Origin of the sequence: Lutibacter agarilyticus, assembly GCF_900188235.1 — a bacterium.
In the GTDB taxonomy this organism is placed as follows: Bacteria; Bacteroidota; Bacteroidia; order Flavobacteriales; family Flavobacteriaceae; genus Lutibacter; species Lutibacter agarilyticus.
Genome location: NZ_FZNT01000002.1, coordinates 299,775 through 325,469 on the forward strand (window position 1 = coordinate 299,775; position 25,695 = coordinate 325,469).

Sequence of the window (25,695 nt, forward strand, 5' to 3'; positions counted from 1 at the left end):
TTAATTATGGAATTTTTTAGAATTATCGACAAGCAAGTTACAGAAGAAATAATTCAAAATAAAATTACACCTGAAAATTTAGAACTTTTTACTGAAAGTATGTTCCTGCTTGAAAAAGTTAAAAACAATTTTAGCGGCGCAACGCTTTGGGGTGGATTTTTAATTAGTTACGATCAAATTAAAGGCGGTATACGATTTGCTTTATTAGATTGCCCCAACGCATTACAATGGACCATTACAACTGGTTTTTCTCCTGAAAGAACTAAAATTCTAATTCACGCCACCATAAATAGAACTCAAAAACCTTTAGATTTTATTAAGGAAGTGAATGAATTTTTAGATGAATGGGAAACAGGTTTAACTACTCAATTTTAAACCGTAAATTTCATTTCAAAATAATCGTTCACATCAACAACCATCATACCTACAGCTTCTGCAGCTTGAATTCCTAAAATTCCGTCTTCAAAAACCACACAATCTTTTGGAGCAACCCCCATTAATTCGGCACATTTTAAAAAGGTGTCTGGTGCTGGTTTAAAATTCATGACATCATCAGCGGTAATAATTGGATTAAAATAATGCTTCATCCCTAAAATAGATAAGGTTCTTTGCGCTCCAATTTGCGTACTTCCTGTACCAATAGACATGGGTAATTTTCCGTGATATTTTCGAACAACATTGGTCACCACTTTAATTTCCTGTGTTTTGGTAACCAATTCTTTATAAACTTTGGCTTTTGCTTTTCCAACCTCATCGGTATTCATATCAGTTCCAAACGATTCATTTAACTTTATAATAGTTGCTGCTTTTGGCATTCCGGTTAATGTTAAAAACAACTCTGGCGTAAAATCTATTCCAAAAGGAGCAACTGCAGTTCTCCAAGCTTCAAAATGACTTTGCATAGTATTTGCTACTGTTCCGTCTAAATCAAAAATTAATCCTTTGGCTCTTTTTGGTATTTCAATCATAAAAAAAATTTAAGTATCAAAAATAGGCATAAAATTAACTTCAACATACGTTTTAACAATAAGCTTTGTTAATTAAATGGCCTCATACAATTTACCGGGCAAAGGTTTTACAACACCTTTCATTTCTAAATTGAACAAAATAGTGGTTGTTTGGTAAATAGGTAGGTTACAATTTATTGAAATGATATCTAACAATTCTTTTCCATTTTCCATCAAAAAATCATAAATGAGTTGCTCTTTTTCATCTAACTCAACAAATAATTTCTTTTGAATTGGAGCACTTACTTTTTTCTCTACATCCCAATTCAACATTTCAATTAAATCTGTTGCTGAAGTTAAAATTGCTGCCTTATTTCGTTTAATTAAATCGTTACACCCTTTGCTAAAACTATCTGTTGTTCTTCCAGGAACTGCAAAAACATCTCTACTATAAGAGTTTGCAATATCAGCGGTTACTAAAGAGCCTCCTTTATCAGCCGATTCAATAATAATAGTCGCTTCAGAAATTCCAGCAACAACCCTATTTCGTTTTAAAAAATTTTCACGAATTAAAACATCATTATGCCAAAAATCAGTAAAAAAACCACCGTTTTTATGCATTTCTGAAATGTACTTTTTGTGTGATTTTGGATATACTTCTTCAAAACCATGCGCCAATACTCCAACAGTTGTTAGGTTGTTTTTAATGGCAGCTTTGTGAGCACAAATATCAACTCCGTAAGCAAATCCGCTTACAATAATAGGTTTGTACTGCGCAATATCTGCAATAAGTTTCTCGCAAAAATCGCGACCATAACTAGTGATTTTTCGAGTTCCAACAATACTAATAATAGGTTGATTGGTTAATTCAAAATTTCCTTCTTTAAATAATAAAATAGGAGCATCAATACAATGTTTTAATTTTTCGGGATAATTAGCATCAGCAAAATACAAGGTTTCAATGGCATTTTTCTGAATATAATTTAATTCCTTTTCGGCTGCTTTTAAGTTATTTTTGTCGAATAAATATTGCAGCGTACTTACACCAATACCGTTAATTTTTTCAAGGTTACTACGCTTCTCATTTAGTACATTTTTTGCACTTCCACAGTGAGCTATTAACTTTTTTGCGTTGATATCACCAACGCCTTTTACCCGTTGCAACGCCAAAACGTACAACAATTCTTCTTCAAGCATATTTTAACAATTTGAGTGTCAAGTTATAAAATTATTGTTAATAAAAAATAGGATAACTCTTTATTTTTAGATTGCTTTTCTCTTATATTTGTTTTGATGACTTTAGCAAACTACATAGGCGATTTATTATACCGGTATGAATGTGTAATTGTTCCTAATTTTGGAGGTTTTGTAACCAATGAAATTTCGGCAAAAGTAAACCACTTTACACATTCTTTTTACGCACCTTCAAAACAGTTAACTTTTAATGCCCATTTACAAAATAACGATGGGTTATTGGTAAATTACGTGGCTTCGGTTAAAAGTGTTTCGTATTCAAAAGCTCTTGAACTTATAGAACAAGAGGTTGCTTCTTGGAAAACTAGTATTGCTAATGAAGAATTTGAATTAGAAAACATAGGTTCGTTTCACTTAAATACTGAAGGAAAATATATTTTTGAGCCTACAAATTCAGTCAATTATCTAACTTCTTCTTTCGGATTAAGTTCGTATGTTTCACCTGCTGTTAAACGTATTGAATACAAAGAAAAAGTAACACAATTAGAAACAGTTGCACCAATTCTTCCTTCGGAAGAAAACAAGCGTAAAACACCTGCTTTTATTAAATATGCAGCTGCTGCAGCTATTGTTTTTACTTTAGGTTCGGTTGGCTGGAATCAATATCAAAAAGCTGAATACAATACGTTAGTTGCCGAAGCTGAACAACAGCAACAAAAAGTTGAAAAAACAATACAAGAGGCTACTTTTGTAATTGAAAATCCGTTACCTGCAATTACACTTAATGTAACTAAAGAAACGTATAATTACCATATTATTGCTGGAGCTTTTAGAGAACCTGTAAACGCTGAAAAGAAATTAAACGTGTTACTTAAAAAAGGGTATAATGCTAAAATTTTAGGTGTTAATAAATGGAATTTGACACAGGTTTCTTATGAAAGCTTTAACTCTAGAAATGAAGCTGTAAATTCTTTAAACACTATCAAAAAATCTGAATCTAAAGATGCTTGGTTATTAGTAAAAGAGTACTAAAACCACAACACTTTAGCTTGTCCTTTTTTTTATAAAAATAGCTATATCTTTGCTAAAACTTCAATAGCATGATAAAAACACCTAAAGAATCTTTAACTATTTTAACTGATGTTGTTTTACCAGGTGAAACAAATCCGCTAGGAAACTTGTTTGGTGGCGAATTGTTGGCAAGAATGGACAGAGCTTGCAGCATTGCTGCCCGAAGACACTCACGTCAAATAGCAGTTACAGCCACCGTAAATCATGTAGCGTTTACCAAAGCCATTAAACTTGGAAGTGTTGTAACTATTGAAGCCAAAGTATCTCGCGCCTTTAAATCGTCTATGGAAGTCTATGCTGATGTTTGGGTTGAAGACAGAGAAACTCAAGAAATTACAAAAGTAAATGAAGGTATATACACTTTTGTAGCTGTTGATAAATCTGGAACTCCCATTGAAATTCCGCAAATAAAACCCGAAACCGAGTTAGAAATAGCACGTTATGATGGCGCTTTGCGCAGAAAACAATTAAGTTTGATACTTTCAGGAAAAATGAAGCCTGCTGAAGCTACTGAATTAAAAGCGTTATTTTCTTAGTTAAATCCTTGTTTAAAACACTGTAATTAAACCAAATACACCCTTGTCCTAATTTTGTCCATATGCTTTTGTGCATATTTGATTTTTCAAATTCTAATTTTGAAATAGAATTAAATTAAATCAAATATTTATGAAACAAAAAGCACTATTTAGCTGTTTACTTTTTATTGTTATTAGCATTTCTGTAAATGCACAGGTTTGGAAAAACTCAAATGCGAATATTGATGAACGCGTTGAAAGCTTACTGTCAGAAATGACCCTTGAAGAAAAAATTAGTTACTGCGGTTCAAAAATCCCTGGAATTGAGCGATTGGGAATTTCAGATTTTGAATGGTACGGAGAAGCCTTGCATGGAATTATAGCTTGGAACTGCACTCAATTCCCACAAAACATAGCAATGGGCGCTACTTGGAACCCCGATTTAATGTTTGATGTTGCAACAGCAATTTCTAATGAAGCAAGAGCATTAAAAAATATAGGTAAAAAAGAAGTGATGATGTTCTCTCCAACGGTAAATATGCCACGTGATCCTCGCTGGGGTCGAAATGGAGAATGTTATGCTGAAGATCCTTTTTTAATGTCTGAAATGGCTAGAATGTATGTAAGAGGAATGCAAGGTAACGACCCTAATTATGTAAAAACGGTTACTACAGTAAAACATTATGTTGCTAATAATGTTGACAAAAATAGAGAAAGAATTCATTCAAATATTAACAAAAAAGATTTGTATGAATATTATTTCCCGGCTTATAAAACCTGTGTTATAGATGAAAAAGCTACAGGTATTATGACAGCTCTTAACGGTTTAAATGGTGTTCCTTGCTCTGCAGATAAATGGCTTGTAAATAATGTCTTAAGAGATCAATGGGGCTTTAAAGGTTATGTAATTGCAGATTGGGCTGCTGTTCAAGGAATTGAAATAAATATGAACTATGCCAAATCTCAACCGGAAGCTGCGGCTATGGCAATAAAAGCAGGAGTTGACCAAGAATGTTATCGAAACGAGGTGAAATTAGCTCCAATGGTAAACGCTTTAAAACCTGCAATTGAACAAGGTTTATTAACTGAAGAAGAACTAAATGTTACCGTTCGTAGATTACTACGCCTTCGTTTTATGACTGGTGATTTTGATGAAGCTTCGTTAAATCCATATTCAAAAATTACTGAAGATGTGCTTGAATCTGAAACACATAAAGCACTAGCACTTAAAGCTGCTGAAGAATCTATTGTTTTATTGAAAAATGATGACATTCTTCCTTTAAAAAAGAATAGTCAAAAAAAATTAGCTGTTATTGGACCATTTGCAAATAGATGTTGGATGGGTATTTACTCTGGAATTCCAAAAAGTAAAATAACGCCTCTTGATGGAATTAAAAATGCTATCAATGCTGAAATTAAATATGCTGAAGGCTGTTCTGTAACGGCTGATGCTTTGGATGCTGAAAAAATTGAAGAAGCTGTTAAAGTGGCAAAAGAATCTGACTATGTAGTGTTAGTTGTTGGTAATGATGAAAGTACCTCAACAGAAAATATAGATCGAAATTCACTAAAACTTCCTGGAAATCAACACAAATTGATAACAGCAGTTCAAAAAGTGAATAAGAATGTAATATTAGTTTTAATTCCAAGTGGTCCAACCGCAATTGCTTGGGAACAAGAAAATATTCCTGGAATTATTTGTGCTTGGCCAAATGGACAAGAACAAGGAAATGCTTTGGCAAATGTATTATTTGGAAACGTAAATCCAGGGGGAAAGTTAACTTCAACTTGGTACAAATCAGACAATGATTTACCTAATATGCACGATTATTCTATTCAAACTGGAAGAACTTATATGTATTTCAAAGGCGATCCATTATACCCTTTTGGTTACGGTTTAAGTTATACTAATTTTGAAATTAATTCAATAAAAACTGATAAAGAAACTGTTAATACTTCTGAAGATATTATCGTTTCAACAAGTGTTTCAAATAAAGGAAAAATGGATGGAGATGAAATTGTTCAAGTTTACATTAAAGATCTAAAATCATCACAAACCTCACCTATAAAAGCACTTAAAGGTTTTAAAAGAATTCATATTCCTGTTGGAGAAATAAAAAAAGTGGATATTAAAATTCCTTATGAAGCGTTTGCACATTACGACACTATTTCAAATCAATTTATGGTTGAAGCTGGGAAGTTTGAAATAATGATTGGTAAATCAAGCAACAACATTATTAAAAGAAAAGCTATCGAAGTTAAAGGAGGAATTATTCCTGCTATTAAAGTTGGCCAAAAAAGCGGATATTTTAACGAAAAAGACCAAAACCGAACTAAAAATTGGGATTATCTTTATAAAAACAGCGCTAATTTGAAGGTTTCTACCAAAGAAAAAGACAATAACGCTCCATGGGCTGCATATGAAATTACATTTATTGATCCTGGATTTTATGTAAACTCTTGGAATGCCGAATTAAATTTTAAATCTGCCTCAAAAAATGCGGTTATTGAAACTTCAATGGAAGGTGCAAAAATTAGTTCATATCAAGTACCCGAAAGTTTAAAACTTAAAATAAAAATCCCAATTCCACCAGAATATGGAAAACCTGTTAAACTTAAAATTAAAACTCTTGAAGGCGAAGTAATTCATAAATCAATAACAATAATTCCTCCAGGAGTTAAAAAACCGTTTGTAATTAGTGAAATAATTACTGAATAAGAATAAGAAATTTCACAACAATTGTTCAATAATAAAAGGTATTACAGCGAAATGAAGCAATCTGTTTTTCTAAAATAGATTGCTTCATTTTTACATTCCTCGCATAATGTTTTGTAGTTGCTTTTTGATTAACTTTTTATATCGTATTTATATAAGTTACTAAATTTTCATCTCTAGTTAAATTCATTTTTTTACGCAACCTATACCTAGCCTTGTTAATACTATCTGCCGAAACACCTAAAATTTGAGCCATTTCTTTACTCGAAAAATTTAATTTAATCAATGCGCAAAGCTTTAATTCATTTCGACTTAAATCACTGTGCTTCTTGTAAAGAGAATCATAAAACAAATTGTTTATTTGCACAAATCTAGCCTCAAACTCCTCCCAATTCTTCTTGGAATTTACATTAATAGTGTTCCTAATTTTATGTATAGATGCATCACCTTTATCTTGCTGAATTTTTTCTAAATCAGTCTTTATTTCATCTAACAACCTATCTTTTTCCATCAATTGTAAAGCTGTTAAAGTCAATTCTTTTTTCTTCATTTCAACTTCAGAACGCGTACGCTCTGTAATCAATTTTTTTTCTAATTGGTATTTCTTTTTTAAGGAAGTTACCACAACAATAGCTGCTATTATAAGGGTAATTAACAGAGCAATTGAAAAGCCTAACTGAAGATTTAATTTTTCTTCTTCACTTTTTAAATTTTCCAACTCTTGTTGTTTTTGAATTCGTTGGTTTTCAAGTTTAATTTCTCTATAAGAATCTTTAATTTCAAAAAGCTGCTTATTTCTTATACTTTGACTCCCAAACAAACTATCTCCTAACTGTTTAGATGCTTCCATTTGTTCAAAAGCAATTTTATTGTTTCCTAAACTGTAATTTAATTTTGAGGCTTTAGAAAGAAGTTCAACCCTTAAACCAATTCTAGTATTTTGTTTAGAAATAGCTATTAAACTTTTATTGTAATACTCCAAAGCTTTGTTTTTATTATTCATTTCTGAATAAAAATCTCCCCACATTGAGTACAATATAGAAACGTAAGAATGATTTGAAGGTGTTTGTTTTGTGATATCAATTAATAGTTCTTCAGCCTTTTTATAATTACCTTGTAACGTATTTAAGTGTGCTTTTTCAGTTAAAATATATAATTTTTGGTCTATTGGATTGTTCAATGAATCAAATAGTTGTTCGCAAATTTTTAATTGGCTTGCAGCTTCATCATATTTTTTTTGCATTCTGTACGTAATTGCTGCTGAAAAGTGTAAATTTCCTTTAGCTTTTACTGATAATTCTTTGGTTTTATTGGCATAATAAAACATTGAATCTACACAAGAATAAGCCTTTTCATAATTATGAAAAATAGAATAAAGCATTGAAAGTTGTTTGTATGCTTTGTACTTTAAACTTGGATTTTTAATTGAGTCTGCCACGTTTAAAACAATCCATAAATTATCGTAAGCATTCGGATAATCTGCTGAATCTGTTAGGTTTTTTGCTTCAATCAATTTATTTTCTGTAGAGATAAAGAGCGAATCTAATAAATGATTAGAATGTGAATTTTGAATTGTATCTTGAGATGGAATTGCAAATAGAGAACTGCAAACCATTAAATAAAGGAAGGTAAATGTGAAATGACAATTTTTCAATGATTAAGTTATTGAGTTTGGTTTCTACTTTCTTCAGAACTAATAATTACTATTTTTTACAACTTACATTCTATAAATCCAATTCTTTGGATTTTCAGTAGTTGTATTTTTTGACAATACAAATCCAATAATAGTTTTACCTGATACTTTATCTGTAAAAATTGTACCTATTTCTTGTTTTGTTTTTACTTTATCGCCTTTACTAACAAATACGTTTTCTAAATTTTTATACACGGTAATATAATTACCGTGCTGTATTAAAACCGCTTTTTTATTTCCAGTAGTTACCTGAACGGCTAAAACTGTTCCATTAAAAACTGCGCGTGCTTTACTTCCTTTATCGGTTACAATTCTAACACCATTACTTTGAATGGTTGCTGTTTTAACAATTGGATGGCGTTGTTTACCGTAATACATCGTCACAAATCCTTTTTCAACAGGCCAAGGTAATTTCCCCTTATTTGCCACAAATTGAGAAGCCAACGCTTCTGCTTCAGCCGTTAAGGCAAAAGAAGTTGATTTAGATTTTGTCTTAGATTTCGTATTTGAAGCTGCAATGGCATCTCTAATTATTTTATCAATTTGAGCATTTATACGTTCTTCTTCTTTTAAAAATTGCCTAATCTGCTTTTTGTATTTATTTTCTTTTTCTTGAACTTGACTCAATAAACCTTGACGTTGTTGTTTTTTCTTTTCAATAGCAAGTTGCTCTTGTTTTTTCTGATCTAACAGTTTTTGTTTTAACTGTTTTTTCTCTTTTAAGGTTTCGCCCATTGCTAGCAATTCAACAGTTTTAAGTTGAATTTGATCCCCTTGTGCTTTTCTAAAAGAGGTGTATTGTTTCATATACTGAAACCGCTTATATGCTTGAAAAAAGCTTTGAGAAGACAGTAAAAACATAATTCGGCTATTTTGAGATTTACTTTTGTAAGATTTGTAAATCATAGCTCCGTAATCTTTTTTTAGCGCTTCTAAATCTCTTTTGTTTTGGTTAATTTCTAACTGGTTAAGGTATATCTCGTTGGCTAGTTCTTTTGATTCTTTTGAAATTACATGAATTAACTCGTCACTAGTTTTAATTTTCCCATCAAGTTCAAGCAACTCAACCAATACATTTTTTTCCTTCCTTATAGTGTTTGAAAGTAGTGCGTTAATATATACTTTGTCTTTTTGAAGTTGAATTCTACGCGCTTCTAAAACTTCTCGTTTTGTTTTTTTTTGAGCCGAAATATGCACACTAAAAATTAGTGCTATCAAAATAAAAATGTACTTAGTTTTAAGCTGCATTATTTTAAGGTAATTTCTGTGTAACCACTTGGTATTGAAAATGGAAAGGTTAACTGTTTATTCAACTCAACCGAACGATATTCAATAGCTATATTGGTTGTTTTTTTATCATCAATAGTTACAATATCTAAATTTTTAGGAATTTGCTGCCCTTGTATATCTTGGTAATTTGGATATGAGACTAATAACAATTGTTCTTTTTCAGGATGACGAATTTCCTGCTTGTCTAATTTAAAGTTTTTTGGGTTCAGAAAAAATAAAATACCAAATAAATCATTTTCTTTTCTTGGAACTAATTGATAGGTTTTATTTATTATTGAAGAATTATATTTTCCATCTTTTAAATTTAAAACTGCCTCTCCTAATAATAAATTTTGAACTTTTTTATAATCTAAATCTGTTCCCAACCATTTACTTAGCAGTGAAAAATCTCCATCAAAATATGTGTTTTCTAATTTTTCATAATAACTAACACGTGTTGGCGTAATCATTACTTTAGCAATAGGTATCCCAAATTTGGTTGCACTCATCCAAATGGCTTTATCTTTCTCTAAACGCAGTTTAATATTTATAGAAACTGATTTATTTTTGTCTTTATACTTCGCATTTAATTTGGCATCAATTGTGTGCTGGTTAAAACCACTTTCGTAATGATTTTTAATCATTTTTTTGGTTGAAACCACTTCAATAGTATTAGAATCTATCATGTTTTTTTTGGACTTACACGAAGTAATTCCCAAGAAAACAAATACTATTATTATTAATCTATAGTTCATTTAATTATGTTGTCTTAATTTTTCAGCTTTCTGTTTGTATTTTAAAGCTTCATTTTTTTTATCCAAACCTTCATAAGCAATTGATAGCTGCTCATAATAACTGGCTTCTAGTTCATTGTTATCTATAACAAAATCAATGCCAATACTTAAAACGGCAATTGCTTCATTATATTTCACTAACTTATTTAAGGCCAACCCGTTCATTAAATACAAAAATGGCTGAGTTGGAAACAATTCCAACGCATCTTTACTGTCACTATATAACAAATCAAAACTTTCAGTACTTAGTTCTGTTTTTAAAATTTGCTGTAAAATTTTAAACTCTTTATTATTAGCGTATTCCTTTTTTAAGGTTGAAATATCAACTATTTCAGTGTTAATTTTAGGTTTATCTGTTGTTTTTTCAATGGCTTTTTTTCTATTTTCAAGATATTGTTTGTAGCCTTTTATTTTTGAAGTTGCTAAAGCTTTATCCTCAATTTCAACAATCAAAGATGCTGCTTTTTCAAAATTTCGGTTTTGCAAATACAATAAAACTAACTCATCCGAATATTCAGTGCGTGTTTCAACTATTTTTTGTTGAATTTTAATTGCAGCTTCAAAATTACGTTGCGCTTTATAAATAGCCACTTTATGTTTTAATAAATGCACATTATTTGTATCTTTCAACAACGCTTTATCTATAAATATTTCGGCTTCAAAATATTTTTTTAACTCCAAGTAATTTTTTGAAAATTCAAATTCAACTGCCTTACTGCTGGCATCTATAGCCATACATAACTCTAAACTTTCAATAGCTTTTGCATAATTATTGATTGCTTTTTGCTTTAAAGCTTCAAAAAAATGGGTTTGAAATTCTAATTTTTTTTCTTCATCTATTAATTCTTGCGCATAGAAACTACTGGAAATTGCTAGAATTCCCACAAAAATTAAATTGAATAAAAATTTACGTTTCATAGATGGGCGCAATATACAATTTATTGAAGTTAAATTCCTTTTGGAATGGCGTCAATTAATTTTTGAGTGTAGGTTGTTTTCGGTGTTTTATAAACTAGATCTGCGTCTCCAATTTCTTCAATTTTTCCTAGATTCATCACTACTAATTGATCAGACATATATTTTACAACTGCTAAATCGTGCGATATAAAAATATAGGTAAACCCAAAATCTTGCTTTAATTCATTCAACAAATTTAAAACTTGTGCTTGCACTGAGACATCTAAAGCCGAAACCGATTCGTCACAAATAATCAATTTTGGTTTTAAGGCAATGGTACGTGCAATTCCAATACGTTGACGCTGCCCACCCGAAAATTCGTGCGGATAACGGTAAAAATGTTCCTCATGTAATCCAACACGCTTTAAAATATCAAATACGTATTGTTTTCTTTCTGCGGAAGAATTCAAAATACCGTGCACTTTCATAGGTTCTATAATGGCTTTTCCAACCGGAATTCTAGGATTTAAAGAAGAAAAAGGATCTTGAAATATAATTTGTACTTCCTTTCTAAAACTTTTTAAGGCTTTTTTTGAAAGCGTAGTTACATCTTGTTGTTTGTAAAATAGTTGTCCTTTTGTAGCCTTTTCTAAATGTAAAATAGTACGACCCAATGTTGTTTTACCACAACCAGACTCTCCAACCAACCCTAAAGTTTCACCTTCAAACAAGCTAAAAGAAACACCATCAACAGCTTTTACTGTTGTTGGTTTTCCAAAGAAAAAACTGGTATCAGTATTAAAATAAGTAGCTAAATTATGTACTTCTAACAAAGGTTTGTTTGCATATATTTTTTTATGAAATTCATTTCTTTGTTCCGAAGTATACACCTCGTTTTTAATCGTTTGTTCAACAAAATCTTGTACCGTTGGCAATATTTTTATGCGCTCGGTTAAACTAGGTTTTGAATTAATTAATGCTTTGGTATAATTATGTGTTGGCGATTTAAAAACTTGCTTTGCAGCTCCTTGCTCCACAATTTCTCCTTGATACATTACTAAAACTGAATCGGCTATTTCTGAAACCAATGCCAAATCATGCGTTATAAAAATAATACTCATTTGGGTTTCTTGCTGCAGCTCTTTTAACAGTTCAATAATTTCTTTTTGAACGGTTACATCCAACGCTGTTGTTGGTTCATCGGCAATTAAAATTTGCGGTTTGCAAGCAATGGCCATGGCAATCATAACACGTTGTTTTTGACCGCCAGAAATTTGATGTGGATATTGTGTAAAAATTGTTTCGGCTCTAGGTAGTTTTACTTTGTTAAACAATGAAATTACTTCTTTTTTAGCCTCAGATTTTGAGATGTTTTTATGTTGTAATAATATTTCTAAAACCTGATATCCACAGGTTAAACTTGGATTTAAAGAACTCATTGGTTCTTGAAAAATCATAGAAATTTGATTGCCACGTATTTTTTGAAATTCCTTTTTTGAAATTTTTGTTAAGTCGGTTTCATTAAAAAGAATAGCACCTTCAACATTTGCATTTTTATCTAACAAACCCAAAACAGCTAATGAAGTCACCGATTTTCCGCTACCAGATTCGCCCACAATTCCTAAAATTTGTTGTTGCTTTAACTCAAATGAAATGTTGTGAACTACGGTACTTAGTTCATTGTTTGATTTAAAAGCAATAGAAAGGTTTTGTATTGAGAGCATTTCTTATTTTTTGATAAAAATACAATTTATTTTGAAGCTTTAATGAACCAAATAACCAAACCTAATAGGTTTTTGAAACCTGTTAGGTTTAAAGCCCGTTACTTTTTTTGCGTTAAGGATAGAGCTATTTGTTTGAGCTCTTTTTTTGTTGCTTTTCGCAATAAAAAAAAGCGAGTAGCGAAAGCCTGACCCAATGGGGAACGCCCAAATAATTTAAATTGTAGTAATGGCTTTATTTTGTGTAATTTTGCGGCAAATTATACGGTGAATGAATTACTTATCAGTTGAAAATATTTCGAAAGCTTTTGGTGAATTAGAATTGTTTAGCAACATTTCTTTTGGAATTAATAAAGATCAAAAAATTGCTTTTATTGCTAAAAACGGGACTGGAAAGACGTCTATGTTGAATATTATTGCTGGTTTGGATAGTTCGGACACTGGGCAAATTGTAAGCAGAAAAGATCTTAAAATTGAGTATTTATCGCAAGAAGATGCTTTAAATGATGCTTTAACTGTTGAAGAAACCATTTTTGATTCGGATAACCAAACTTTGAAGGTTATTGAAGCTTATGAACATGCCTTATTGCACCCAGAAGATGAAAAAGAGTACCAGCGTGCGTTTGAAAAAATGGAACAATTGAATGCTTGGGATTTTGAAACACAGTTTAAACAAATTCTTTTTAAGCTAAAATTAGACGATTTAACGCAAAAAGTTGGCGATCTTTCAGGTGGGCAACGCAAACGTTTATCGTTGGCTTTAATTTTAATTCATAAACCCGATTTATTAATTTTAGATGAACCTACCAACCATTTAGATTTAGAAATGATTGAATGGTTAGAAAGTTATTTTGAAAAGGAAAAAATAACTTTGTTTATGGTTACGCATGACCGCTTTTTTTTAGAGCGTGTGTGTAATGAAATTGTTGAATTAGACAATGGTGGTTTTTATACCTACAAAGGAAATTATTCTAACTATTTACAAAAAAAAGAAGAACGTATTGAGCAAGAACAAGCAACGGTTGATAAAGCCAAAAACTTGTTTAAAAAAGAATTGGATTGGATGCGTAGGCAACCAAAAGCTCGTACTACCAAAAGTAAGAGTAGACAAGACGATTTTTATGTAATTAAAGAAGCAGCATCTAAACGAAGAAACGACCATAAAGTTCAGTTAGAGATTGATATGGCGCGTATGGGAACTAAAATTTTAGAGCTTCATAAAATCTCAAAATCGTTTGGAGATTTAAAAATATTAGAAAAATTTGAGTATAATTTTTTACGTGGTGAACGTATTGGTATTATTGGAAAAAATGGTACTGGAAAATCTAGTTTTTTAAAAATTATTACTGAAGAAATACCTGTTGACAGCGGTAAAGTTGTTGTTGGTGAAACTATAAAATTCGGCTATTACTCTCAGGATGGAATTGTTATAAAACCGGGTCAAAAAGTTATTGAAGTTATTAAGGAATTTGGAGAATTTATTCCGTTAACTAAAGGACGAAAAATTTCTGCAGCTCAATTACTAGAACGCTTTTTGTTTAGCCGTAAACGTCAGTACGATTTTGTTGAAAAATTAAGTGGGGGAGAACGCAAACGTTTGTATTTATGTACCGTTTTAATTCAGAATCCTAACTTTTTAATTTTAGATGAGCCTACCAACGATTTAGATATTATCACCTTAAATGTTTTGGAAAACTTTTTGTTAGATTTTCCGGGTTGTTTATTAGTGGTATCGCATGACCGTTATTTTATGGATAAAATTGTAGATCATTTATTTGTATTTAGAGGTGATGGTGTTGTAGAAGATTTTCCTGGTAATTATTCTGATTTTAGAGTTTATGAAGATTCTAAACCTAAAGAACAAGCGGTTATTATAAAACAACTAGAAACGAAAGAAAAACCTGTAACCAACAAAGCAAAACTATCATACAAAGAGAAAAAAGAGTATGATGGTATTGAAGGTGAAATTGAAAAATTAAATAAGAAAAAAAGTGAAATTGAAACTCAGTTTTTAGATGCATCGCTTTCTGGTGAAGAAATAAATGAACTCTCTATTAAACTAAAAGAAATTTCAGAATCAATTGATAAAAAAGAGGAACGTTGGTTTGAACTTTCTTCTAAATTAGAAGGGTAAATATTGAGAGCTGTTGTCTTTCTGAACCTAAGTGAAGAATCTCAAATAGTAGATTCTTCATTTCGCTATCGCTACATTCAGAATGACAAAATTTTCTAAACATGTACAATATTCAGTTCCTCAATTAAAGGTTCATTGTTAAAACGCAATAATAATTGTGCAATAGCAATGGTGTCTTTTTCGCAATAGGTTACAATGCGTTTTATGTTTTTTTCTTTGTAATATACTGCGCCAACTTCACTACCAGATATATCATCTTTAGGTGAAGAAATTCCTAAAATAGCAGTTAATAATTTAAGTGATGTATAATGCTTATAATCGCCAAATTTCCACAATTCCATAGTATCTAAATGTGGAATTTCCCAAGGTTTTTTTCCGAATAAATTTAATTTTTCAGGCAATGAAATTTGCTGAATAATCATTCTTCTTGCTATGTACGGAAAATCAAATTCTTTGCCGTTATGCGCACATAAAACGTGTTGTGGTTTGTAAAAATGTTTGGTTAATAATTCTTTAAAGTCTTCTAAAATTTTAACCTCATCACCATAAAATGAAGTGACTCTAAATTTTCTTTCATCAGAATTAAAGTGTGTAAAAAATCCAACCGAAATACATACAATTTTCCCAAATTCAGCCCAAATTCCGGCCCTGTCATAAAACTCTTCCGCCGTAAATTCTTCTTTACGCTGGTATTGTGTTTTTAACGCAAAAAGTTCTTGTTTTTCTTCTGATAAATAATTGAAATTTTCAACCTCAGGTACTGTTTCAATATCCAGAAAAAGGATATGTTCAAAATTAATCTTAGTATTCATTGCAAATTTTTATTTAAATATAATAAATTCTAAAATAGTGCACTGCTATCTATTTTAAATTTCACTTAAAATAACTCTTTTTTGGTTTTTCCCTTTCAAAAAAAGCTGAAAATTGGTGTTTTTCCCACAAAAATTAAGGTTATGTAAGTTTAATGTTATGTAATTGTTATAATTTTAAATAGTATATTCGTAATGCAAACTGCTATTAATTTATGTTTACATTTGACTGTTTTTATTAAATAAATTATGAAAAACTCAGATATTAAAATACTACTTGTTGATGATGAACCTGATATTTTAGAAATTGTTGGTTACAATTTAAAAAATGAAGGGTACAAAATATTCACTGCTAAAAACGGGGTTGAAGCCCTTAAAATAGCAAAAGCAGAAATTCCTCATCTTATTATTTTAGACATCATGATGCCTGAAATGGATGGTATTGAAGCCTGTGAAAAAATTAGAGCAACCGAAAGTTTATCACATACATTAATTACTTTTTTTACAGCTCGTGGTGAAGATTATTCTCAAGTTGCTGGATTTAATGTTGGAGCTGATGATTATATTACAAAGCCTATTAAACCGAAGGTTTTAATAAGTAAAATTAAAGGGTTGTTAAGAAGAGTAAATAAAACTGCTGAAGGCGTTTCAAAAGATCAAAATCAAAACCAAATAAACGTTGGTGGTATTGTTATTGATCGTGATGAGTATATTATTATTAAAGATGGTGAAAAACTTTCACTGCCAAGAAAAGAATTTGAATTGTTTTCATTACTAGCTTCAAAACCTGAAAAAGTATTTAAACGAGATGATATTTTAAATCTTGTTTGGGGAAATGAAGTGGTTGTTGGCGGAAGAACTATTGATGTACATATTAGAAAACTACGTGAAAAAATTGGTGATGATTATTTTAAAACCGTAAAAGGTGTTGGGTATAAATTTGTAATTAATGAAGATTAAAAAAACATATTCCTTTGCTTTTTGGACTTCCTTAATTTTAACATTTACTTCATTAACTGTTTTTTATTTAAGTTCTTATTTTTTCTTAAATAGACATTTACCAATTACAACAGTACTTATATTTGTTGCAATTATATATTCATTTTCTTTTTTCATCATTCAATATAGAGTTGAGAAATTTATCAACCTACGAATTAAGAAAATTTACGACAATGTTTCATTATTAGACGCTTCAGACCTAAATAAAACAGCTGTTTCTGCCGATTTAGATAAACTCTCAAGGGAAGTTCAACAATTTGCTAAAAACAAACAACAACAAATTCGAAACTTAAATCTTAGAGAAGATTATCGTCGTGAATTTTTAGGAAATATTTCTCACGAATTAAAAACACCTTTATTTACAGTTCAAGGTTATTTATTAACCCTAGAAGATGGAGCTATGAACGACAAACGTATTGGTAAAAAATACTTAAAAAGAGCCAATAAAGGAGTTGAACGTTTAATAGCTATTGTGAAAGATTTAGATTTAATTTCAAAACTAGAATCGAATAATTTAAACTTAAAGAAGCAATCTTTTAATATTGTTCAATTGGTGCAAGATGTATTTGATTTATTAGAAATTGAAGCTAAAAAACGCAATGTAACTTTGCTTTTAAACAAGTATTATGAGTATCCAATTATGGTTATTGGTGATATTGAACGCATTGAACAAGTACTTACCAACTTAATTATGAATTCTATTAAGTATGGAAAAATTAATGGAGCAACCGTTGTTAGTATGGAAGCTATTGAAAACAGCAAAATACTAATAAAAGTTAAAGATAATGGTGAAGGAATTAAAGAGGAGCACATTGATCGCCTTTTTGAACGTTTTTACCGTGTAGATCAAAGTAGGTCTAGAGATCAAGGTGGTTCGGGCTTAGGACTCTCTATTGTAAAACACATTATTGAAGCGCACGACGAACAAATTTTTGTAAAAAGTAAGAATGAACGTGGTTCAGAATTTTCATTTACTTTGGAACAATTTAAAGCTATGTAAGTCTATTTCACTATTGTATATTTTAAATCCTGTATAGTTTTCTGTTTTCTTTAAATCTTGCATCTTAAAGTCATCTTGTTGTTTAAAAGGCGTAATTTTATCTTCAGAAAGTTTTTTAGCTAAATATTGTTGTTCCTGTTGCCCCGGCGTAGGAATAAAAAATGCTTTTTTTCCTAAAACTGCTACATCCATAATTGTTGAATAACCTGATCGTGCAATTACTAATTTACTCGAATTTAAAGCGGCTTCTAATTCTTCACTTAATAAATAGTCCTTTATTTGAATATGTTTAGCTGCTGAAATTTTTATTGAAGTATTTAAAACACCTCGTACAAATAGAACACTTCCTTTGTAGTTTTTAAGCTCTTTTAACAACTTTTCTTCTAATAGGGTTCTTTGTGGTTCTGGACCAGACAGCAATACTAATAAGTCGTATTTTAACGGTTTTTCAATAAAAATAAACCGGCTTAAAATACCTATATATTTTAGGTTGAAATTATTATCTTTTAAATGCCCTAATTTTCCAGATAAGTTCAATTCATTAGCAACATCGGGCACCCAACATTCGTCAAATTTTTTAATGATTTTTTGATGAAAAGCAGTCGATATTTTTGTTGTAAGTCCAGATAAAACTTGTAGCTGATGCGTAATATAAACGGATGGAATTTTTGAAGAATAAACGCCAAATCTATTGTCTGAAATGATGCCTTTAATTTCTTCTTTTTCAATAATTTCAGCGGTTACTTTTTGTTCTTTTTTAATGGCTAAAAAAACAAAAGGTATCCTAAAAAACAGCTTAAATTTTAAATTTTTACCGCTTTTAGCATACCTTATATTATACGATGGAAGTGTGTAGCTTTTTAAAAAAGGAAATTCTTTTTGAAGCAACAACAACGCCTCACCATCACTTGCTAAAACAGGTTCAAAACCCGCTTTAATTAGCGCTTCAATAATAGGGATGCAACGTGTTGCATGTCCCAATCCCCAACTTAATGGAGCTACAAGAATTTTTTTTTACAAGTCAAATCCAATATCTGTTCTAAAATTCATGCCGTTAAAGCATATTTTCTCAATGCTTTTGTACGATGTTTTTAAAGCATCTTTAAAATCGCTTCCGTAAGAAGTTACAGCAATTACTCTACCTCCATTGGTTACTAATTTACCATCAACAATTTTGGTTCCTGCATGAAACGGAATTGAATTTTCAACCGTGTTTACACCTAAAATTTCTTTTCCATTTTCATACGCTTCAGGATATCCACCTGAAACTAATACAACGGTACAAGCGCTTTGATTTTTAATTTCAATGGTTTTAGTGTGTAATTCTTTATTTCCTGTTGCAATTAACAATTCTAAAAAATCACTTTCAATCAATGGAATTACAACTTCGGTTTCAGGATCTCCCATTCGGCAATTGTATTCAATTACTTTAATTTCACCTTTTACAAGAATTAAACCTATAAAAACAAAACCAACATAAGAAATATTATCTTTTTGAAATCCATCAATAGTCGGTTTAATAACCAATTCATCAATTTGTTTCATTAATTCATCAGTAGCAAAAGGTACTGGTGAAACAGCTCCCATACCACCTGTATTTAACCCTTTATCGCCTTCACCAATACGTTTGTAATCTTTGGCGCTTGGCAAGGTTACATAGCTTTTACCATCGGTTAAAACAAAGCAGCTAAGCTCAATACCATCTAAAAATTCTTCAATAACAACTTTACTACTCGCTGCACCAAATTTTTCATTGGCCAACATGTCTTTTAACTCATCTTTAGCCTCTTGTAAATCGTTTAAAATTACCACACCTTTACCTGCAGCTAAACCATCAGCTTTTAAAACATAAGGAGCATCTAAAGTTTCTAAGAATTTATACCCTTCTTCTAAATTTTCGGTAGTAAAACTTTCGTACGCTGCCGTTGGAATGTTATGACGGTACATAAATTCTTTGGCAAATTCTTTACTTCCTTCTAATTGTGCCGCATATTTTTCTGGTCCAATAACAGGTACATTTTTCAGTTCATCATCCTTCAAAAAGAAATCATGAACACCTTTCACTAAAGGATCTTCAGGCCCAACAATTACCAATTCTATATTATTTTCAATAACCGCTTTTTTTACGGCCTCAAAATCTGTTTGACTGATTTCTAAATTGGTTCCTACCTCTTTTGTTCCCGCATTACCTGGTGCAATAAAAAGTTCATCTAATAAATCACTTTGTGCTATTTTCCAAGCCATTGCGTGTTCTCTTCCTCCTGATCCTAAAATTAATACATTCATAATTGTGTGTTGTGTTATCTATCTTCCTTTTCCTTGAAATACAATAACTATTGTATTCAAAATTACTTTAATATCTGTCCAAAAACTTAGATTATCTAAATAAACCAAATCGTATCTGGCACGTTTTAACATTTGCTCTAAATTATCAGCATAGCCATATTTTATTTGACCCAATGATGTAATTCCAGGCTTTAACAAAAGCATTTTTTTATATTTTGGAAGTTCTGAAATTATTTCATCCAAAAATAATTGTCGCTCAGGTCTAGGCCCCACAATACTCATTTCTCCTCCTAAAACATTCACAAATTGTGGAATTTCATCAATTCTATATTTGCGCATAAATTTACCAAATTTTGTAATACGATTTGCTTCGTCTATTGATAATAATGGATCATTTACGGGCGCACTTCCTTTCATACTTTTAAACTTATAAATATAAAATGGTTGACCGTTTTTGCCAATTCTTTTTTGTTTAAAAAACAAATGTTCTCTAGATTCTAAAAAAATAATAAGAGCCACCAGTGGTGTAAGCCAAGTTAAAATTGTAATAACTACAACTAATGAAAAACTTATATCGAATATTCTTTTGGGAAATATGTAGCGCCTTTTGTGCAACGAATTAAAATATTTGTTCTAAAATTTTATTTGTAATTACATAGGTTGGCAAAACACCTGTGGTTCCTAGGCCTCCAGAGGCTAGCGTACTACCCGTTTCTAATGGATTATCAGAAGCGTAATATGCATAGCGAACCTTAACTTTACTTGAAATATTTCCTCTAATTTTTGATGCAGCCTGAATTGCTTTTTGGTAATGAGCCCCTTCCATTTCTAAGCCTGTAACTTTCCAAGTAGAATCATGGAAGAATTTTAAAATGTCTTTATTTTGAAGGGAAGTTCCTAAAACAGTAACCATAGCTCCTGTATAAACACCAACTCCACAACCTTCAAATCCTTTCTTTTTTAGCTGATTTTTAAATGGATAATTATCGGCAGTTCCTTCAAAAATATGAGATGACGGAATCATAATATCTCCTTTTCCTCCTTCTAAAATACCAGCTTTCCCCATAATAGAAACAGATTCAACATTTAAATGGTGTTTTTTACCTTTCGCACAAATGTATGGCTTGAGCAACTCATCCATTGTTTCATAAGCTTGCTCTCCAAACGCATAATCCATTACAATTATTACAGGTTTTTCCTCGTGCTCTGCACTATGTTCTATTGTATATTGCGTTTTGCTAATATCAATTTTATCAGTATCAATTATTTGAACATTAATATTTGTTCCAGAAGTATCCTTAATATAGATTAAACCATTTTTAGAGGCATATTCCTTTACTTGTTTTCGTAAATCTTCATTATCGTCTTTACTTAACAATTCAAATAACGAAATGGTATCATTATCAACTATTTGATTTGGCAATACCAATGGCGCGTAAATAGAATTCATAACACTGTGCATATTGGCACTAATAATGTGAATAGGGCGCTCTAGTAAATTATTTTCATATAAGGCATCCTTTATACTATTTGCCCACATTTCACCATAAATATGATGTCCAATGCGCTCGCGTAATACGGGGCTAAATGTAATAGTTCGTTTTAAATTATGCACTTTTTCTTGAATGGCTAAATGTCCTAACCAATAAATAACTTGAAAAAAACGGTCTTCATTATTTTTTTCTGAAAGCTCTAAATGTACGGCTTGAGTTTCAGCAAATGTTCTACCTAAAATGCTTGCCATATGCGCCAACATAATATCGCGCTCATCTTTAGACAATTTTTTATTGTGAAGTACAACCTCTTCTAACTTTTTCCACTCTCTTATGGTTGCTGTTTCTTCGTTGATTAAAACTTTATCAGCAATTTTGTGAGACTCTATAAACAGAAAAGTTAAATGCGTAAGAATATCGTAAATTTCAGATCTTCCTCTGGTAACTTCAATATTCATTTGATCTTTATCTATTCTGAAACAATTTCTTCTTCGTTTTGGAGGAACAATTGCTTTAAAATGCGAATTTGAATAACCTTCATCGGCAGTTAAATTTACAAACCTACATTCTTCAATTCCAAAAGGAAGTCTTTCAACCACATAAATAAGTCCGTTTAATTCTACTTTTTCCTCCGCAATTGACCCATAAATTTCAGGTCGAAGTAATAACAACGATTGTCTTAAAGCATCTCCAGAAATTCCCATTGGCTTGTAAAAACCACGTGTAAATAAATGGCGCATTGAGATGTACAAACGTTCAATGGCGCTCGATGATTCTTGAGCTCTGGTTCTATTTAATATTTTTGTGTGCTGCATATTCTAAATTTGGAGTTCAAAGGTACGTATATATTGTTGAACAATAAATTACCAACTTCTTTTAGTTTTTTAAAATCTTTTGATAGTTTGAAGTATTATTTAAAAGTGAAACGGCTTCTATAATGGTTGCATCAAAAACTACTTTTTGCTGATAAATACCTTCTTCATAATGGTATCTTTTTACAATTTCTTCAGTTAATTTCGATAAAATTTCATTTTTATTTTTATCGAATTCTTTCATTTTTTCTGAATGAATATTTTTTAACAAGGCAGCATAACTCGATGTTAAATTTCCATTTAAATTTTCCTCTTCAGCAAGTTTCGTTACTTTAACTAACTCGGCTTCTGTTTTAGTTTCAACATCTGTTTGATGCTTTGAAATGTAATTTTTTAATGAATTAAAATCTGAATCGGTTAAATTAAACTTTGAAGCCTCTGAGATGGTTTTATGTTCATAGAAATAATTGGTTGCATAATTAAAAAAAGCATCTGAATTTAATAAAACTTTTGTTGTTTCAGTAGTTAGCGGTTTTTTAATTTCAACATCTGGTAAAATTCCACCTCCACCAAAAACAGTTCGTCCGTTTGCTGTTTTATAAGCCTCTCTTCCTTGGTCAGAAAATTTAGGAATAGTTCCTTTATCATCGCGATTGGTATAATCTAGTTCTTGAATACATCTTCCGCTTGGTGTATAATATTTTGAAATGGTGATTTTTAATTGCGTACCGTACGAAAGTGGTAAGTAACGCTGTACCAATCCTTTTCCAAAAGAACGCTCTCCAATAACCACGGCTCTATCATAATCTTGCAACGAACCTGCTAAAATCTCAGAAGCCGACGCTGAATGCCCATCAACCAAAATTGAAATAGGAATTTCTAAATCTAACGGCTGCTCTTTTGTTTTAAATGTATCGCTCCATTTTTTTACTTTTGCTTTGGTTGTAACTACTATTTTATCTTTAGGAATAAAGAAATTTGTGATTTTAACCGCTTCATTTAACAAACCTCCAGGATTACTTCTAACATCAATTATCAGCTTTTTCATTCCTTCGGCCTTTAAGCTTAAAAAAGCATCCTTTACTTGTGCCGAAGCTTTTTCGTTGAATTGAGTAAATGAAATATAACCAACTTCAGCATCAATCATAGTATAAAAAGGAACCGGATTTATTTCAATTTTTTTACGAGTAACTTCAATATTCAATAGCTTTTTTTGACGCTCAATTTGAAGATTTATGGTTGTATTTGGCAAACCATTCAACAATGCTGTGATACCTTCACCTTCAAAATCTGCCACCAACATGTCTCCAATTTTTATGATTTTATCACCAGGTTTTATTCCCGCTTTTTCAGCAGGAGAATTCTTTAAAATTTCGCGAATGGTTAACGTTTTATTTTTAAAGCGTGAAAGCGCTCCAATTCCGCCATAATTCCCTGTAGCTCTAATTCTTGAATCTTCAACCCCTTGCTCATCATAGTAACGTGTGTAAGGATCTAAATTAGAAAGCATGTGGTTTACCGCATTATTTGTAATTTTTGCGGGATTTATTTCATCTATATAATACATATTTAACTCTTTAAAAAGAGTGGTGTAAATATCAATTTGTTTTGCTACTTCAAAAAAATCAGATTGAAACGCAGCAGAAACAGCAACAGAAATTACCACAAAAACACCTAGTATCCATTTTTTAATTTTGCTCATCTTCCTTAATTTGGTTCAGTAATTTCACACGTAATTTTTCAAAAGTCGACTCTAAACCGGTATAATTTGGTTCATCTTTAGCCATATAAATAAACATAAATATGTATTGTTCATTTAAATTATCGGCGAAAGCATGTTTGTTTTTTCGATATACTTCGCGCATTAATCGCTTAATTCTATTACGGTTTACAGCTAATTTTACATTACGTTTAGGAACTGAAAAACCTACTTTAATAGGAAATTCATCATTGTGTTGCACTGGTAAGTAAATCAGTTGCACAGGAAACTTTTTAACACGTTTTCCTTCAGCAAATAATTGACCAATAAAAATTTTACTCTTTAACTTTTCGTCTTTTCCTAACGTATATCTCATCATTACAAATGTAAGGAATAAAAGATTTTAAAAAATGAATTTCAAAAGAGTTTAATTCCTAACTTTGTTTAAAACCAAAACTATTTAACCTATGTCACAAGATTTATTTCAAGCACCAGACTACTATCACATGGACGATTTATTAAGTGAAGAACATATTTTAGTTAGAGATGCTGCAAGAGAATGGGTGAAAAAAGCTGTTTCGCCAATTATTGAAGAAGCTGCTCAACAAGCAAAATTTCCAACATCAATTATTACTGGTTTGGCTGAAATTGGGGCTTTTGGACCTTATATTCCTGAAGAATATGGCGGTGCTGGGTTGGATCAAATTTCATACGGGTTAATTATGCAAGAAATTGAACGAGGTGATTCAGGTGTGCGTTCAACAGCTTCTGTGCAATCTTCATTAGTGATGTATCCTATTTACAATTATGGTTCAGAAGCACAAAAACAAAAATATTTACCAAAATTAGCCAATGGAGAATTTGTAGGTTGTTTTGGATTAACAGAGCCTGATTACGGTTCAAATCCGGCAGGAATGGTAACCAATATTAAAGATAAAGGTGACCATTTTTTATTGAACGGTGCCAAAATGTGGATTTCAAATGCCCCTTTTGCCGATATTGCTATTGTATGGGCTAAAAATGAAGAAGGACGAATAAAAGGCGTAATTGTTGAACGTGGTATGGAAGGTTTTTCAACTCCAGAAACACATAATAAATGGAGCTTAAGAGCTTCAGCCACTGGTGAATTAATTTTTGAAAATGTGAAAATTCCGAAGGAAAATATTTTACCTAATAAAGATGGTTTGGGCGCTCCACTTGGCTGCTTAGATTCTGCACGTTATGGAATTGCTTGGGGAGCAATTGGAGCGGCAATGGATTGTTATGATACTGCTTTGCGCTATGCTAAACAACGCATTCAGTTTGATAAACCTATTGCAGGAACTCAATTACAACAAAAAAAATTAGCTGAAATGATTACTGAAATTACTAAAGCGCAATTATTAACTTGGCGTTTAGGAGTTTTAAAAAATGAAGGAAGAGCTACAACGGCGCAAATATCTATGGCAAAACGAAATAATGTAGATATGGCTTTAAAAATAGCCCGAGAAGCACGACAGGTTTTAGGTGCTATGGGAATTACTGGAGAATATGCTATTATGCGCCATATGATGAATTTAGAAAGTGTGATTACGTATGAAGGAACACACGATATTCATTTGCTTATTACAGGAATGGACATTACAGGAATTCCGGCTTTTAAGTAG

Annotated in this window: 22 protein-coding genes; 8 read left to right on the plus strand and 14 right to left on the minus strand. The window is 31.1% G+C overall.

Annotated elements, in window-relative coordinates; genetic code table 11:
* Window positions 1–6: 6 nt before the first annotated feature.
* Window positions 7–375 (plus strand): hypothetical protein, encoded by a 369-nt coding sequence (locus CHB67_RS03990; protein WP_089380449.1) that lies wholly within the window; start codon window positions 7–9, stop codon window positions 373–375.
* On the opposite strand, the gene CHB67_RS03995 is transcribed toward CHB67_RS03990, so the two are convergent.
* Both CHB67_RS03995 and dprA read right to left on the minus strand, forming a co-directional pair.
* Entirely contained in the window at window positions 372–968 is a 597-nt protein-coding gene (locus tag CHB67_RS03995) for a beta-phosphoglucomutase family hydrolase (RefSeq protein WP_089380450.1), read from the minus strand. The two genes, CHB67_RS03990 and CHB67_RS03995, sit on opposite strands and share 4 nt — an antisense overlap.
* A 72-nt stretch (window positions 969–1,040) precedes the next feature.
* Window positions 1,041–2,144, minus strand: coding sequence for a DNA-processing protein DprA (dprA, locus tag CHB67_RS04000; protein WP_089380451.1), 1,104 nt, complete (start codon window positions 2,142–2,144; stop codon window positions 1,041–1,043).
* Window positions 2,145–2,240: 96 nt separating this feature from the next.
* Here dprA and CHB67_RS04005 point away from each other — a divergent pair, with 96 nt between their 5' ends.
* The 3 genes from CHB67_RS04005 to CHB67_RS04015 all read left to right on the plus strand — a co-directional run bounded on the left by CHB67_RS04005 (window position 2,241) and on the right by CHB67_RS04015 (window position 6,446).
* Complete coding sequence (locus tag CHB67_RS04005) at window positions 2,241–3,173, plus strand: HU domain-containing protein (RefSeq protein ID WP_089380452.1); 933 nt, start codon at window positions 2,241–2,243, stop codon at window positions 3,171–3,173.
* 68 nt (window positions 3,174–3,241) lie between these two features.
* Window positions 3,242–3,748: an acyl-CoA thioesterase gene (locus tag CHB67_RS04010; protein WP_089380453.1), complete on the plus strand. Its 507-nt coding sequence runs from the start codon at window positions 3,242–3,244 to the stop codon at window positions 3,746–3,748.
* Window positions 3,749–3,878: 130 nt separating this feature from the next.
* A complete protein-coding gene (locus tag CHB67_RS04015) occupies window positions 3,879–6,446 on the plus strand; it encodes a glycoside hydrolase family 3 C-terminal domain-containing protein (protein ID WP_089380454.1) in 2,568 nt (855 codons plus the stop codon).
* Window positions 6,447–6,582: 136 nt separating this feature from the next.
* On the opposite strand, the gene CHB67_RS04020 is transcribed toward CHB67_RS04015, so the two are convergent.
* From CHB67_RS04020 to CHB67_RS04040, 5 genes are all read right to left on the minus strand, one after another.
* On the minus strand, window positions 6,583–8,058 hold the full coding sequence (locus CHB67_RS04020; protein WP_089380455.1) for a tetratricopeptide repeat protein: 1,476 nt from the start codon (window positions 8,056–8,058) through the stop codon (window positions 6,583–6,585).
* A gap of 102 nt (window positions 8,059–8,160) precedes the next feature.
* Window positions 8,161–9,384 (minus strand): murein hydrolase activator EnvC family protein, encoded by a 1,224-nt coding sequence (locus tag CHB67_RS04025; protein WP_089380456.1) that lies wholly within the window; start codon window positions 9,382–9,384, stop codon window positions 8,161–8,163.
* On the minus strand, window positions 9,384–10,091 hold the full coding sequence (locus CHB67_RS04030; RefSeq protein WP_176461208.1) for a DUF4292 domain-containing protein: 708 nt from the start codon (window positions 10,089–10,091) through the stop codon (window positions 9,384–9,386). The genes CHB67_RS04025 and CHB67_RS04030 overlap by 1 nt, the downstream gene beginning before the upstream one ends.
* A gap of 69 nt (window positions 10,092–10,160) precedes the next feature.
* The gene (locus CHB67_RS04035) at window positions 10,161–11,084 is read right to left on the minus strand and encodes a tetratricopeptide repeat protein (protein ID WP_217900251.1); all 924 of its coding nucleotides are present in this window, start codon (window positions 11,082–11,084) and stop codon (window positions 10,161–10,163) included.
* A gap of 62 nt (window positions 11,085–11,146) precedes the next feature.
* Entirely contained in the window at window positions 11,147–12,820 is a 1,674-nt protein-coding gene (locus CHB67_RS04040; RefSeq protein ID WP_089380459.1) for an ABC transporter ATP-binding protein, read from the minus strand.
* A gap of 268 nt (window positions 12,821–13,088) precedes the next feature.
* On the opposite strand from CHB67_RS04040, the gene CHB67_RS04045 reads away from it, so the two are divergent.
* Entirely contained in the window at window positions 13,089–14,951 is a 1,863-nt protein-coding gene (locus CHB67_RS04045; RefSeq protein WP_089380460.1) for an ABC-F family ATP-binding cassette domain-containing protein, read from the plus strand.
* A 95-nt stretch (window positions 14,952–15,046) separates the two neighbouring features.
* Here the strand turns inward: CHB67_RS04045 and CHB67_RS04050 are convergent, their stop codons facing one another.
* Window positions 15,047–15,763: a 3'-5' exonuclease gene (locus tag CHB67_RS04050; protein ID WP_089380461.1), complete on the minus strand. Its 717-nt coding sequence runs from the start codon at window positions 15,761–15,763 to the stop codon at window positions 15,047–15,049.
* A gap of 246 nt (window positions 15,764–16,009) precedes the next feature.
* Between CHB67_RS04050 and CHB67_RS04055 the strand changes: the two genes are divergently transcribed.
* On the plus strand, window positions 16,010–16,720 hold the full coding sequence (locus tag CHB67_RS04055) for a response regulator transcription factor (protein WP_089380462.1): 711 nt from the start codon (window positions 16,010–16,012) through the stop codon (window positions 16,718–16,720).
* On the plus strand, window positions 16,710–17,759 hold the full coding sequence (locus CHB67_RS04060; protein ID WP_089380463.1) for a sensor histidine kinase: 1,050 nt from the start codon (window positions 16,710–16,712) through the stop codon (window positions 17,757–17,759). Before CHB67_RS04055 ends, CHB67_RS04060 begins: the two co-directional genes overlap by 11 nt.
* Here the strand turns inward: CHB67_RS04060 and CHB67_RS04065 are convergent.
* The 6 genes from CHB67_RS04065 to rnpA form a co-directional block, all read right to left on the minus strand.
* Window positions 17,727–18,740: a glycosyltransferase gene (locus tag CHB67_RS04065; protein ID WP_317045690.1), complete on the minus strand. Its 1,014-nt coding sequence runs from the start codon at window positions 18,738–18,740 to the stop codon at window positions 17,727–17,729. The two genes, CHB67_RS04060 and CHB67_RS04065, sit on opposite strands and share 33 nt — an antisense overlap.
* A gap of 33 nt (window positions 18,741–18,773) precedes the next feature.
* Window positions 18,774–20,045: a phosphoribosylamine--glycine ligase gene (gene purD / locus CHB67_RS04070; protein ID WP_089380465.1), complete on the minus strand. Its 1,272-nt coding sequence runs from the start codon at window positions 20,043–20,045 to the stop codon at window positions 18,774–18,776.
* An 18-nt stretch (window positions 20,046–20,063) separates the two neighbouring features.
* Window positions 20,064–20,660, minus strand: a complete 597-nt coding sequence (locus CHB67_RS04075; protein ID WP_089380466.1) for a sugar transferase — start codon at window positions 20,658–20,660, stop codon at window positions 20,064–20,066.
* A 4-nt stretch (window positions 20,661–20,664) separates the two neighbouring features.
* Window positions 20,665–22,353, minus strand: a complete 1,689-nt coding sequence (locus tag CHB67_RS04080; protein ID WP_089380467.1) for a DUF6909 family protein — start codon at window positions 22,351–22,353, stop codon at window positions 20,665–20,667.
* A gap of 61 nt (window positions 22,354–22,414) precedes the next feature.
* Complete coding sequence (locus CHB67_RS04085) at window positions 22,415–24,052, minus strand: S41 family peptidase (protein ID WP_089380468.1); 1,638 nt, start codon at window positions 24,050–24,052, stop codon at window positions 22,415–22,417.
* Window positions 24,039–24,425 carry a ribonuclease P protein component gene (gene rnpA, locus CHB67_RS04090; RefSeq protein WP_089380469.1) on the minus strand — a complete coding sequence of 129 codons (387 nt, stop codon included), beginning with the start codon at window positions 24,423–24,425 and terminating at the stop codon, window positions 24,039–24,041. Before rnpA ends, CHB67_RS04085 begins: the two co-directional genes overlap by 14 nt.
* A 91-nt stretch (window positions 24,426–24,516) precedes the next feature.
* On the opposite strand from rnpA, the gene CHB67_RS04095 reads away from it, so the two are divergent.
* A complete protein-coding gene (locus tag CHB67_RS04095) occupies window positions 24,517–25,695 on the plus strand; it encodes an acyl-CoA dehydrogenase family protein (RefSeq protein ID WP_089380470.1) in 1,179 nt (392 codons plus the stop codon).